General features: G+C 64.1%; 13 protein-coding genes. 4 read left to right on the top strand and 9 right to left on the bottom strand.

Going from position 1 to position 12,671, the window contains the following annotated elements:
- Positions 1-40 precede the first annotated feature (40 nt).
- Entirely contained in the window at positions 41-238 is a 198-nt protein-coding gene (locus tag HYH08_RS19700; RefSeq protein ID WP_220011466.1) for a hypothetical protein, read from the top strand.
- A gap of 43 nt (positions 239-281) precedes the next feature.
- Here HYH08_RS19700 and HYH08_RS19695 read toward each other — a convergent pair whose 3' ends face one another.
- Together HYH08_RS19695 and HYH08_RS19690 are read right to left on the bottom strand one after the other, a co-directional pair.
- Complete coding sequence (locus tag HYH08_RS19695) at positions 282-1,580, bottom strand: glycosyltransferase (RefSeq protein WP_220011465.1); 1,299 nt, start codon at positions 1,578-1,580, stop codon at positions 282-284.
- Positions 1,581-1,741: 161 nt separating this feature from the next.
- On the bottom strand, positions 1,742-3,910 hold the full coding sequence (locus HYH08_RS19690; protein ID WP_220011464.1) for a PQQ-dependent dehydrogenase, methanol/ethanol family: 2,169 nt from the start codon (positions 3,908-3,910) through the stop codon (positions 1,742-1,744).
- A 195-nt stretch (positions 3,911-4,105) separates the two neighbouring features.
- Here HYH08_RS19690 and HYH08_RS19685 point away from each other — a divergent pair, with 195 nt between their 5' ends.
- Positions 4,106-4,666: a hypothetical protein gene (locus HYH08_RS19685; protein WP_220011463.1), complete on the top strand. Its 561-nt coding sequence runs from the start codon at positions 4,106-4,108 to the stop codon at positions 4,664-4,666.
- 10 nt (positions 4,667-4,676) lie between these two features.
- Here the strand turns inward: HYH08_RS19685 and HYH08_RS19680 are convergent, their stop codons facing one another.
- Positions 4,677-5,447 (bottom strand): sulfite exporter TauE/SafE family protein, encoded by a 771-nt coding sequence (locus tag HYH08_RS19680; RefSeq protein ID WP_220011462.1) that lies wholly within the window; start codon positions 5,445-5,447, stop codon positions 4,677-4,679.
- A 184-nt stretch (positions 5,448-5,631) separates the two neighbouring features.
- A complete protein-coding gene (locus HYH08_RS19675; RefSeq protein ID WP_220011461.1) occupies positions 5,632-6,510 on the bottom strand; it encodes an outer membrane protein in 879 nt (292 codons plus the stop codon).
- Positions 6,511-6,543: 33 nt separating this feature from the next.
- On the opposite strand from HYH08_RS19675, the gene HYH08_RS19670 reads away from it, so the two are divergent.
- Complete coding sequence (locus tag HYH08_RS19670; RefSeq protein ID WP_220011460.1) at positions 6,544-7,794, top strand: AraC family transcriptional regulator; 1,251 nt, start codon at positions 6,544-6,546, stop codon at positions 7,792-7,794.
- 199 nt (positions 7,795-7,993) lie between these two features.
- Here HYH08_RS19670 and HYH08_RS19665 read toward each other — a convergent pair whose 3' ends face one another.
- Positions 7,994-9,091 carry a c-type cytochrome gene (locus HYH08_RS19665; RefSeq protein WP_228747949.1) on the bottom strand — a complete coding sequence of 366 codons (1,098 nt, stop codon included), beginning with the start codon at positions 9,089-9,091 and terminating at the stop codon, positions 7,994-7,996.
- Positions 9,092-9,374: 283 nt separating this feature from the next.
- Here HYH08_RS19665 and HYH08_RS19660 point away from each other — a divergent pair, with 283 nt between their 5' ends.
- Complete coding sequence (locus HYH08_RS19660) at positions 9,375-9,680, top strand: hypothetical protein (protein WP_220011459.1); 306 nt, start codon at positions 9,375-9,377, stop codon at positions 9,678-9,680.
- Between the two features lie 65 nt (positions 9,681-9,745).
- Here HYH08_RS19660 and HYH08_RS19655 read toward each other — a convergent pair whose 3' ends face one another.
- The 4 genes from HYH08_RS19655 to HYH08_RS19640 are packed head-to-tail and all read right to left on the bottom strand — an operon-like array spanning position 9,746 to position 12,564.
- Positions 9,746-11,002, bottom strand: a complete 1,257-nt coding sequence (locus tag HYH08_RS19655) for a CCA tRNA nucleotidyltransferase (RefSeq protein ID WP_220011458.1) — start codon at positions 11,000-11,002, stop codon at positions 9,746-9,748.
- 22 nt (positions 11,003-11,024) lie between these two features.
- Complete coding sequence (locus HYH08_RS19650) at positions 11,025-11,288, bottom strand: DUF6111 family protein (RefSeq protein WP_220011457.1); 264 nt, start codon at positions 11,286-11,288, stop codon at positions 11,025-11,027.
- Positions 11,285-11,956 carry a CoA pyrophosphatase gene (locus HYH08_RS19645; protein WP_220011456.1) on the bottom strand — a complete coding sequence of 224 codons (672 nt, stop codon included), beginning with the start codon at positions 11,954-11,956 and terminating at the stop codon, positions 11,285-11,287. Before HYH08_RS19645 ends, HYH08_RS19650 begins: the two co-directional genes overlap by 4 nt.
- Positions 11,953-12,564, bottom strand: a complete 612-nt coding sequence (locus HYH08_RS19640) for a DUF1285 domain-containing protein (RefSeq protein ID WP_220011455.1) — start codon at positions 12,562-12,564, stop codon at positions 11,953-11,955. Before HYH08_RS19640 ends, HYH08_RS19645 begins: the two co-directional genes overlap by 4 nt.
- Between the last annotated feature and the right edge of the window lie 107 nt (positions 12,565-12,671).

Genomic DNA, 12,671 nt, shown 5'->3' with positions numbered 1-12,671 from the left:
CCCCGTCAGACTGAGATTCCCTACGACACGGGAGAGAACAATGAACAAGCCAGACGATGCGAATGCCACACGACAGGTTGCGCCGAATGGTGTCGAGCCGGCGTTCTCGGAAGACGATCTCCAGCGCGAGCAGCTCGGACCACGCGGCGTGCCGGGCCAACCGGCCCCCACAAGGATGACCCCGCAGCGCGACAAGAAGACACCCAAGCAGGGCAAGTTCGACGGGCATACGGCCTGAGCAACCGGGCGTGCACCCGTCCGCCTCGCGCCGCCCGTTTCGATCACGCCGATTTGCGAAGCGGCAGCTTGTTCGGCTGCTGCCGCGCCGCGCGGCCCAAGGCGGCGATCGCTTCCATCTCGTCGACGAGGCTGGAGCGATCGATGTCGGCCTTCATGGCTTCGCCGATGAGACCGGCGGCCATCCTGAATTGCGGTTCTCCGATCAACCGGTTCACCGCCGCGGCGATGTCCGCCGCCGAGGCAGCTGCAGGCAGTTGAAGCCCCGCTCCCCTTGCGGCGACCCGTGCGGCGTTGGCGGCCTGATCGCGCCCCATCGGCAGAATGAGTTGCGGCAATCCGTTGAGGAGCGAACGCGTGGTGGTGCCGTGGCCGCCCTGCGATATCACCACGGAGACATCCTTCATGACGAGATCATGCGGCGCGCCGCGCACCAGATGCACGTTCTTCGGCGCCCTGAGATCGGCGATGTCCAGATTGGGACCCGCCGTTGCGATGGCATCGATCTCGACCGTTTCCATCGCGTCGATGATGCGCTGGAACATGTCGCGCTGGCCTTGCGCGCCTGTGCTGCATGCGATCAGCGCGCGCGGACGGCCCGAGCGGCCCGACCATGGCGCTCGCCATGCCTCGGCCTGGAGCGATCTCGACCAGCTCGGAACGTCGAGCAGCGGTCCGATATAAGTGAGATTGTCGGGCAGCGTATCGGCCTGAAAGTCGAACGCCTGACTGGTGGCGAGCAGGAGCCGGTTGGCGCGATCGAACAGATCGAACATATCAGCCAGCGCCGGAAGACCAAGATCGGCGCGAACACGGTTGAAATCCGGCAGGAACGCATTGATCGTCTCGGCCTGGCTGACATTGGCGGCGTCCACCTCGGCGCGCTCCTCCGCCGTTCTCGGCTGGCTCAAGGCGCTGGTGATCGGCGGCACTCCCGGCAGCGGCCGAAGGCTGACATGGGGGGACAGAAGCGCGAAGGGCACGCCGGATGCTTCGGCCCCGAGCGCGGCACCGAACAGCGTATCAAGCACCAGAACGGCATCGGTCGGCAGGCGGTCGATCTCGTCCCTGATATCGGCCGCATAGAGCGCGGCGGGATCGAAGAGGGCGCGGCGCAGAAAATCCTGGATATCCGAGACATCGACCGGGTCCGCCGCCGTTCCGGTCGGCGCGCGGCGCCACGTGACGAAGGCAAAGCCGGCGGCCTCGACCTCGGACCGCATCGCCGGATCCGCCATCACGCGGACGTGGTGTCCATGTCGATGCAGCCTCCGCGCCGCAGTGAGCATCGGGCTCAGATTGCCGAGGGTCCCCCACGACGCCAGCAGAAAATCATACGACATCTCAGAATCTCTCCATCGCCTGGCCGCGGATGCGCGGCGGTCCCGCCAAGGATGAAGCGCCGCGCGCTACCGAACGATGTCGCCATGGTTTGAGATGGTTACAGCCGTAGGCAGAAGACGACCGCCTGTGGGCACAAAGCGGCATGTGAGAAGATCGCTCATCACCTGCTCTGCCTGATGATGTCGACAGTTCCCTGGATGAAGGCCTGGAGCTTGCCGATGTCGCCTTCCGTCAGCTTGCCGCTGAAATCAGGCATGCCCCGGTCGCCGAATGGACCATGGAAGACGATGGTCCCGAGATTGGTGATCTCGTCCGCTCCGACATAGCCGAGATTGACGATGTTGCCGCCGTGGCCGATGCCGGGAACGCCGTGGCAGGCGATGCAGCCCGCCGTCATGTAGATCTCCGCGCCTTCCCTGATGTCTTTTGGATCGTACTTCACGCCCTGGAGCAGCGGTCCGGTCTGATCCTTGACGAAGGCCGGTAGCTTCGCCGTGCCGCCGAGCGCATAGGTATAGATCGTTCCCGGGTTCTGGTACGGGGTCTCGCGGTGTGTCAGGCCATAGGAGCCGCCCCAGCCGACCGCAATCGAGATATATTGCCTGTCATCGACCATGTAGGTCGCGGCCGCGGCGATCGCACCGGTGCCGGTCGGGATCTCCCACAGCCTGGAGCCGTTTGCGGCGTCATAGGCGACGAAGCGGCCATCCGCCGTGCCCTGGAAAACCAGATTGCCGGCGGTGGTCAGCGTGCCGCCATTCCACGGCGAGCTGTGCTCGACGCGCCAGACCTCCTTCTGATGCACCGGATCCCAGGCGAGCAGACGTCCAAACCGGGCCGATGTCGGCGACGGGTTGAAAGCGAAGCCGATATTCGCGCCCAGCAAGGCGCCGGGCTTGCCCGGTGTCACCGCATTCTGCTCGAATGATCTCTCCGGCGTCAGGTTGACCGGGATGTGCTGCGCCGGAAGGTAGACGAGGCCGGTGATGGGATTGAACGACATCGGCTGCCAGTTGTGAGCGCCGTCCGGTCCCGGAATGGACTCGTATCGATCGGAGTCGCGCGCAGCCGGCAACTCGATCGGCCGTCCGTCGGCGCCATATCCCGTCGCCCAGTTCACATCGACGAAGTTCTTCGCCGAGATGAACTTGCCGTTGGTGCGATCGATGACGAAGAAGAAGCCGTTCTTCGGCGCGTGCAGGATCACCTTGCGCGGCGCGCCGTCGATCTCGATGTCGGCGAGGATCATCGGCTGGGTCGAGGTATAGTCCCAATTGTCGCCGGGCGTCTCCTGGTAGTGCCAGACATACTGGCCCGTATCGGCGTTGAGCGCGACGATGGAGGCGAGATAAAGATTGTCGCCGCCGGACGGGCTGCGAAGCTTGCGATTCCACGGACCGCCATTGCCGGTGCCGACATAGACGAGGTTCAAATCGGGATCGAACGTGATCGTGTCCCACGGCGTGCCGCCGCCGCCATTGATCCAGTACCTGCCCGAGGGGTCCCAGGTCTTCGCCGCGGCTGCCATCGAGGCGTCCTCGAACGGCTTCGACGGATCGCCGGGCACGGTGAACCAGCGCCAGAGTTGATGGCCGGTCTCGCTGTCGTAGGCTGTCACATATCCACGCGCACCGTATTCGGCGCCGCTCTGGCCGATCACCACCTTGCCGTTGAAGACACGCGGCGCGCCGGTGATGGTGTAGGAATGCGCGTGATCGATCAGCGTGTCGGTTTCCCAGACCTTGGCCCCGGTCGCGGCATCGAGCGCGATCAGGCGGCCGTCATAGACGGCTTCGAAGACCCTGCCCTTGTAAAGCGCAAGGCCGCGGCTGACGGCGTCGCAGCAGCCACGATAGCCCTTCGACCGGTCGACGCCCGGATCGAAGGTCCAGATTTTCTGACCCGTCCGCGCGTCGATGGCATGGACCACGTTCCAGGGCGCCGACTGATACATGATGCCGCCGACGACGAGCGGGGTGGCCTCGATGCCGCGCGATGATTCCAGATTGTAGCTCCAGACCAGGCCGAGCTGATTGACGTTGCCGGCGTTGATCTGATCGAGCCTGCTGAACCGCGTCTCGGCGTAATCGAGGCCGACAGTCGGCCAATCCCGCGACGTTTTCGCATTGGCCTTGATGAAATCGCTGTCGACCCGCGCGATATCCGCCTTGATGCTGTCAGCGGTCGCGGTCTGTGCCCATGCGTGCAACGGGAAAGAAACACCCACGAGAACAAGAAGGCGAGCAAGATCGCGGCTGACCTTGCGGACCGCAATCCGGATCTTTAACTTTTCCTCAGGCCATTGGCATTCGGCGCTTGATCGTCCCATGGCTCACCTTCTTCCGTGCAGATCGAGACGGCGATGCGTGCGTCTGCTTCCGTTGGACATGACACGCCAAGCCTGGCCGGGCGGTGCTACCGAACCATTTCAGTCCCGGGATGCCCGATTGCAGTTGTAAGAAAGCGGATGCCGATGGCCGACGCGCCAATTGCGCTGAGCCGAAAGGCTGACTAGGAAGTTTGGATGAGCATCGAATCGTCTCAGAACTGGCCAGCCGCCGAGCCGCCGCCCTTTGTACCCGCGCCGCGTCGCCGATGGCCGTTCGCGCTCTTCGTGGCCGTCGTCCTTGCACTCGTCGGCGCCGGCGCTGCTTATGCCTGGATGAACCCGGGATTGTTTGGTCAGCTCACCGGACGCGAGGCAGGAGATGCCGACGGCAAAGCCAATGACAGCGCAGTCATGACGGACCTGCTCGCCGCGCAACAAAAAACGGCGGAAGACCTGGCGACGATCGACCGGACCATCGCCGACCAGCAGGAGCAGCTGAAGGCGATCATGAGCCAGCTTGCCGACCTCAATGCGAAAATCGACGCGCTGAAGAGCCCGGCCCCGCAGCCATCGGTCGCACCGGCTCCGCTGACGGCGCCGACTGCCGCGATGCCGCCGGCGCCTCCCGCCGCGCCCGCTCCGGCAGCGCGCGCCGTGCCGAAGCAAAAGAAGCCGCCGCACGTCACGGCCCCGAGCGGGCCGATCTCGGTCGGCGGAGCGCCGCTGAACGTGACGCCCGATACGACCGTGCGCTGAGCCGGGATCGTCAGGCGATCAGCGACCTCACCGCTGCCGAGATCATCACCAGCCCGCCCGTGATCACCGCGGCGTCGAGGATCGCGGTGTGGATGTGCACCGGCATCCGCTCGACGAAGGCTTTTGCGAGGAATGCGCCGGGGATGGCGATGCCGCCGATCAGCAGCGCGAAGGCGAGCACCTGCGCGGTGACGGCACCTGCAAGGCCGAACACGGAGATCTTGATCAGGCCGGTGCCGAGCGAGATCATCGCATCGGTCGCGATCACCGCGGCGCCTTCGAGGCCTGCGGCCATCAAGAGCGAGAGCAGGATCACGCCGGAGCCGGAGGTGCCGCCGACCAGCACGCCGTAGCCGACGGAGCCGGCGGCAAGACCGGTGTCGCCGATCTTGACCTGGCGACGCCGCAGCACGCGGCGCAGCGGCACGCTCAGGATCAGCATGGAGCCGATCACCAGCGCTGCGCCCGCGTTGGTGAGGCGCGTATAGCCGTAGGCGCCGAGCACGGTCGTCAGCGCGGCGCAGGCAAGCACGATCGCTGCGCGGCGGCGGTCGACATAACGGAGATAGGCGATCGCGCGGCTGCAATTGGTGAACATCGCAGAGATCGCGATGATCGGCACCACCGGCTCGGCGCCGACCAGCGGCACGAGGACCAGCGGCATCAAGGCGCCGGTGCCGTAGCCGGCGAGACCACCGATGATCGAAGCAAACAACGCCATCATTGCTACCAGCAGGAGCTGGAAAATCGAGATGTCGGCGAAGCCTGAGACGATGGTCAATTTCTCTCGTCGCGGTTGATGCGGGCCGCAGCTTGATCGGCGATGGCAGCGAGTGCGGCTTCCTCTAGGGGAAAATCCGCCGCAAGCCAAGCGTCTTCGGTGCGTGTCAACACATGTCCGGCTTCACATTTTTTCGAGCAGCCGGCCGCCGGATGGAGCGCCGTCTTCGGTGGCCCCGCGCGAGTCAAAACCGGAAGTTCATTCCCATACGAGCGATGTCGTAAGCGTTGCTGAACCTGACATTGACAAAGCCATTGCCGGTCGCCGGGCCCTGCACCGTCAGCTTCACGTTCTGGTGGCCGAGGTCGATGTGCAGATATTCGGCCTTGATGGTGACGTTCGGCAGCACCGCGTATTCGAGGCCGCCGCCGGCCGCCCAGCCGGCTGACGTTTGTGACGAGGCTCCCGCGAGGCAGGTCGTGAAGCCAGGACAGATGATCCTCGTGACGAAGCCGCCGTCGATACTCCACCCCAGCGGACCAATGATGGAGATGGCGGCCTGTGCCTTCGTTCCACCATAGGCGAGGCCGCCCGTGCCGAACGCGAGCAGGCGGTCGGTCAGCAAATAGCCGATCCGGCCGCGCAGCGTGCCGTACCAGTCGAGTTGATGGGAAGATGCCGCCGACAGGGTGACGCCGCCCCCATCGGGCGCCCTGAACAGACTATCGCCCTTGACGTTGGCGTATTGCAGGTCCGCTTCGAAACCCGCGACCCATCTGCGCTCGATCTGCCAATTGTAGCCGATCTGTCCGCCGCCTGTGAAGCCGGACGTGTGAAGAGATTGCCGGTAGGCCGGATGATTCACGGCCGCCTCTTCGCTCGCCTGCAGCGAACTCATCGCCAGATCATCGCTGAACACGGTGCCCGCGCCGCCGCCGAGACCCGTCACCGGATCGGCGAAGTAATCGCCGGTGTAAGCCGCGCTCTTGTGTTGCCAGCCGTAGCCGGCATTCACGCCACCGTACCATCCGGTCCAGCCATAGAGGGGGACTGGCTCGGCAGCCGATGCGTACGACAGCATCATGCCTGAAACGACAACAGCGGCCGCGATCAATTTTCTCATGTTCAAGAATTCCCAATAAGTCCGTCGCTCGGAATGACTATCGAGCTGCGCTTGGGTCGTCTTGTCCACGAAGGTGCTGGGCTTGATCGAGACGGTACGGCACAGGGATCGCTGGCGGATGTGATTTCGGCGCAACGGTCGGCAGCCGAAAACTTGACCTATCCAGCACTGAACTTGACCTGGAATGCACGGCGGACCGCTTTTGCATCAGATCAGCGGGTGCGTGGGCGGATGCCTTTCACGTGGCCTCATGATACCAATGGAACCGGCACGCGAGCATTATGGACGGATATGCCGAAGGTAGAATTTTCATCGGACCAGCTTCCATCCCATCTGAATGATAAGGCCCGCTTCCGCCTGTGGCATGACATCTGGATGGAGCAACTCGGCAAGGCGGAGATGAAGCACGCCGAGGACAGGCCATTCTATACCGCGTCGAAGAATGTCCTGCTTGGCGAATTGAGCGTCGGCCGGTTTGCCACGACGACCGGCCACTACGTGCGCACGCGCAAGCACGTGGCCCATGATCGCGACGACATTTTCGTGGGCTTTTATCGCAGCCCCCAGCCGCAATTATGGACGGTGGGCGACCAGGGGTTCGAGCTGAAACCGGGAAGCGTCGTCGCCTTCAACATCGCCCAGCCGGTCTCGAGCTTTACCAACGGTCTCACGGCGTGGAATTTGGCCTCCATACCTCGTGCGCAAATTCTGAAACTCGTTCCGCATGCCGATCATCGTGCGGCCATGTTGCTCGACCCCGCGAATCCGGCGGTCCGGCATCTCGAGCGCACCATCAATTTTCTGCTTGAAGCCGATGAAATCTGCGAAGACCCGGAGTTGATGCGGCGCGCCCAGGCCACGCTCGGAGACCTGATCGTGCTGGCGCTCGGCGCGCGCGGGGAAGTCGCGGAGATCGCGGCGGAACGCGGCTTGCGCGCCGCGCGGCAGCGCGAACTGATCGCGATCATCGAGAAGCGCTTCGCCGAACCGTCCCTGTCGATCACGGCCATAGCGGATGGCCTCAAGCTGTCGCGCCGCTATGTGAGCGATCTGCTGCTCGAAAGCGGCGCGACATTCTCCGAGCGCGTCCTCGAGCTGCGCCTGCAGAAGGCGCGGGCCATGCTGACGGATGTTCGCTACGACGGCACGAAGGTGAGTGACATCGCCTTTGCCTGCGGCTTCAATGAAGTGACTTACTTCAATCGCCGCTTCCGCGATCACTTCGGCTGCTCACCGACGCAATATCGAATGGGAACGAACCACGGCGATGGTCGATCTTTCTGATCGCGCGTGATGCGTGCCGCAGTTTGATCTGCGATGGAAGCGAGCGCCGCACGCGACAGCGCGACGAATGCCTGCGCTTTCCGCACGCACCCAGCCCAGCAAGACGCACTCGCGACAACGCTCTGCGCCAAGCCGGTAGAGCTCGCCCACGCGGGGTTCGACAATTTCTCGGGACAGGGCCCGGAAGCGATGGTTCAAATCATGGCGCGAGCGATGCCACGTAAGCGGCCAGCGCGATCATGTCGTTCACGGACAATTTTTCCACCGTCGGTTTCATCAAGGCGCTCGCGCTTGCCGCGCGGCCTCCGTTCTGAAACTCATAGAGCTGTCGCACGATGTAGGTCGGCGAACGACCCGCAATCGAGGGAATATCGCCAGTGCCTCGGAGATCCGGACCGTGGCAGCCGGCGCAAGCAACGGTCGTGCCCGATCCGCCGGTCGTGACAAGTGCTTGTCCCTTCGCCAAGCTGCCGATCGGCACATAGGCCGTGAAGGTCGCTCGCGAGTCACGAAGCTCGAACTTATCGATGTCGTCAGGCATCTCGACGATTCGCTCGCCGAGCGCTTCGGTGCCGCCCTCGGCGCTCTTGACGTAAAACATGCGAGATGGCCCGGTTTTGGGAATGCTCTCGCTTTCGACGACCTTGATCAGCCGCCTGGGCTTCAGCTCTGCAAAATATTCCGCCGCAGCCCGCATCTCGGCGTCGGTCATGGCCTTGGCCAACGCAATCATGAGTTTGGGGGGTCTCTCCGGCCCCGACATCGTTCTGGCGCCACTTTTGAAGTCGGCGAGTTGCTGAACCAAATAGTTCACCGGCAACCCCGCGAGACTCGCACCCTCGGGACCGCCGGTGCCCTCGACGCGATGGCATGCTCCGCACGCGCGGATGTCCGGCTTGCGCCCGGTGGCAACGATCTCCGGCATGGCCGGATGGTCGTCCGGATGCCAATCCGGTGCAAAGAAAAGGTCTCTGGCCTGCTTCCAACTGAACGAAGCGTCGCTGCCGTCCAGTCGATTGGGTTTGTCGTCCGGCGGAGGCACCTTGACGGATGGGTCCCACAAGAACGCCCAGGCGGGAAATCCGTCGGACGGAAGGACGGCGCTGGCTTGCTGCGCAAAGGCAGCAGGTCCAACGAAAACGACCGATATCGATAGCATCAGCGCGGGCAGGTTCACGGCAATGATCCTCTGGAAATGAATTGAGCAGATCTGGAAATGGATCGAACAGATTGGCGATAAATAACGTCGGTAATCCAGGTCTCCCGAGCCGGGCAGCAAGTCAAATTCGGCGAACAAGCAATCGACTCGATTTCCTGTCCGGGCGACTTCTCAGCAGGCTAAGTGCAATCGCGGCATGGCGCGTGGAAAACATTGCGTGGATTGCGGCGAGCCGATGGGGTCTCCTTGAGAACGGCAAGACTGCCCGGCCGCACAATGGCTTCGGGTCATTCGAGTTAGGGAACGCGCCGGCGATTATATACGCAGGGTTTTCCAAGCGCCTGCCCCGGTCCGGAGGCTATTCTGGCGCTGCCTGCGAACAACCACTTTCCTGTCAACCTTGATTTTCAATGAGATTTTCATGACCGAAACCAAAACCAATGCGCCCAGTCTCCGCCACATCCCGCTCCCTGCATTTGGCCCTGGGCTCCTCATTGCCGGCCTGCTCGCCTATGGTCTGCACGCGCTGTTCATTTCCCACCCCGCCATGCGCGACGCCGCACGCGAATATCTCGAACGGACGATAGCGGAGGAGGATCGCGACGTCTGCGGGACGCTCGGCATCCGCTCCACCGACACCGCATTCACCGCGTGCCGGAGAGAATTGGCGATCGTTCGTCAAAAGCAAGTCGACCGTGATACCGCGGTCGCGCAGGGCATTCTTTAGAGCCTTTCCCGTTCCGATAGAATCGGAACGGCTTTGGAGTTGCTGGAGAAGCCTGAAAGCGAGCGTCACGTTTTCCCGTCGCGGCTGACGCGGACTACAGCTTGATCTGCGATGGCAGCCAGCGCGGCTTCCTCCAGCGGAAAATCCGCCGCAAGCCAGGCGTCCTCGGCGAGTGTCAACACATGTCCGAGCGCCGGCCCTTCCGCCATGCCGCGCGCGATGAAGTCGGCGGCCTTCAGCGGAAATTTCGGCGCCGTCCAGCGCTGCGGCAGCTCTGCGAGCGCGCGCCAGTGCGACGAATGCACGTCGCTCGCCGCACGCGCCCAGCCGAGCAAGACGCGATCGTGATAGCGTTCCGGCCCGAGCCGGTACAGCAGTCGCCGCGCACTGGCCTCGTCCTTGGTGGCGAAGCGCCACCAGCGATGCCCCATCGAATCCAAGGCCTTGGCCTCGGCATTGGACAGCCGCAGGCGCGAGGCGAGGCGTTTTGCATCTTCGGTCACGGCCACTGTGAGCGCGGCGAGGCGCCGCGTCGGACTTGCGGTGAGGCCGAGCTCGTGCTCGATCGCGATCATCATCTGCAGCGGCCCGGTATAGGCGACGCCGCCGATCAGGGCCTGCAACAGCCCGCCCTCGGCCATGACCGATGCGGCCGCGGATGCGCCCTCGGCCACCAGCAGCTTCAGCATCTCCATGCGCACCCGTTCGGCCGACAGGCTGGCAAGGCCGGCACGGCCCCGGATGCAGGCGAGCGTACCGTCGCGGTCGGGCGCGCCGGCGCCGAAGGCGGCGTGGATGCGGAAGAAGCGCAGGATGCGCAAGTAATCCTCGGCGATGCGCTGGTCGGGATCGCCGATGAAGCGCACGCGCCGTGCTTTGGCATCCGCGATGCCGCCGACATAGTCGTAGACCACACCGCGCGCATCGACGGAGAGACCGTTCATGGTGAAGTCGCGCCGCTCGGCGTCCTTCACCCAGTCGCGGCCGAACGCGACCTTGGCCTTGCGGCCGAAGGTCTCGGTGTCCTCGCGCAGCGTCGTGACTTCGTAGGGGTGGCTGTCGATGACCAGAGTGATCGTGCCGTGGTCGATGCCGGTCGGCACGCTCTTGATGCCGGCCGCCTTGGCGCGCCGCATCACCTCTTCGGGGCGCGCCGTGGTGGCGATGTCGATATCACCGGGCACGAGGTCGAGCAGCGCGTTGCGGACGGCGCCGCCGACCACGCGCGCCTCCTCGCCGTCGGTGCCCAGCAATTGCAGGACGCGCGCGGTCCCGCCTGCGGTCAGCCAGGGCGCATGCGCAAGTATCGGCTCCGCGCTCATCGTCCGGCCCCTATCTTTCCATTTAGTTTTCCCTGCCCCGCACGAGCTTGCCGTTCTCGATGTGGGCGGGAACGTAGGTCGAATCCGGCGCCGCGCCGGAGAAATGCGCAAGGCCGATCAGGCCGGCGATCACCAGCGCCAGCGCCGCCAGGACGAGGCGCGCGACGATCGTGACCGGCCAGGACGATTGCACGAACAGGCCGGAGCGCGTGGCGGCCAGGAACAACGCATAGACGGCAAAGGGGATGAGGAAAATTCCGATCTCGGTGAGAACCGGCCGGATCATGATGAATAGATCCGCTCATACAGCACACGCAGCATGCCCGCCGTCGCACCCCAGATGTAGCGCTCCGCGAACGGCATCGCGTAGTAGAAGCGCTCCATGCCGCGGAATTCCTTGCTGTGCAACTGATGGTTCGCCGGGTTCATCAGGAAGGAGAGCGGCACCTCGAAGGCGTCATCGACCTCGGAATGGTTGATGGTGAGTTCGAAGCCGGGCCGCACCTTTGCGACCGTCGGCAGGATGCGGAAGCCGAAGCCGGTGCCGTAGAGATCGAGATAGCCGAGCGGCTCGACGAAGTCGCGGGACAGGCCGACCTCCTCCTCGGCCTCGCGCAGCGCCGCATCGAGCGGGGATGCGTCGGTCGCGTCGATCTTGCCGCCGGGAAAGGCGATCTGGCCGGCATGATCGTTGAGATGGGCGGAGCGCTGCGTCAGCAGGATGGTCGGCTCGGGACGGTCGACCACCGCGATCAGCACCGCAGCGGGACGCACCGGCTGCTCGCGCGCGATGATCTCCAGCATCTTGTCGGTGCCGGGATCGCCGGAGGCAGGGATGATATTCGGATCAAACAGTCCCGGCGGCACGTCGAAGCCGAGCCTCGCGCGCGTGCGGGCGAAGAAATCCGCAGCGCCAATCGCGACGGGCTCGCTCTTCAGGATTGGCTTGTTCAAAGCGCGGCCCTCACCTGCTCCGCGTCGGCCATGGCGAAGAATTCGCCGGCCGACTCGACGCCGAACATCGGCTGGCCATCGACCATCCGCTCCTCGCCCATGTCAACCAGATCGTAATAGAGCGCACGGGTCACCTTGGCCCAGAGATCGGCACGGACATGCAAATACGGCGTCAGGCCGCCGTCCTTGGCCTGCTCGAAGCGCAGCCGGTGCGCAGCATCGCAGGTCACCCAGTCGTCGACATTGGTCCGGAAGCTCAGCACGCGATGGTTGTCCTCGCCCGCCTTCAGCATCTCCACCGCCATGAACGGCGCGTCGTCGACGCGGATGCCGACCTTCTCCACCGGCGTCACCAGGAAATGCTTGTCGCCCTCGCGCTTCAGGATCGTCGAAAACAGCCGGACCAGCGCGTGCCGGCCGATTGGCGTCCCCATGTAGAACCAAGTACCATCACTGGCGATTCGGATGTCGAGATCGCCGCAAAACGGCGGATTCCACAGATGCACCGGAGGCAGGCCCTTTTTGGCGCCTTCGGCACTGGCAGCACTTTTGGCGGCGGCAGTCAGCCCCTCAAGACCGCGTTCGGCGCTCTGCCCTTGGTTCGCCATGGTTTGCCCTGACTTTGTCATTTGGCACGGATGTCATTTGGCACGATTGGTGCAGGTCTACGTTGTATGTTGGTGCTCGGTTCCACCCCGGATTCATCCGGTGTGGA

The sequence above is a fragment of the Bradyrhizobium sp. BR 10289 genome, from assembly GCF_019455385.1.
Classification (GTDB): Bacteria; Pseudomonadota; Alphaproteobacteria; order Rhizobiales; family Xanthobacteraceae; genus Bradyrhizobium.
Note: the sequence above shows the minus strand (reverse complement) of the source record. Positions and strands in the feature narration are given on the sequence as shown.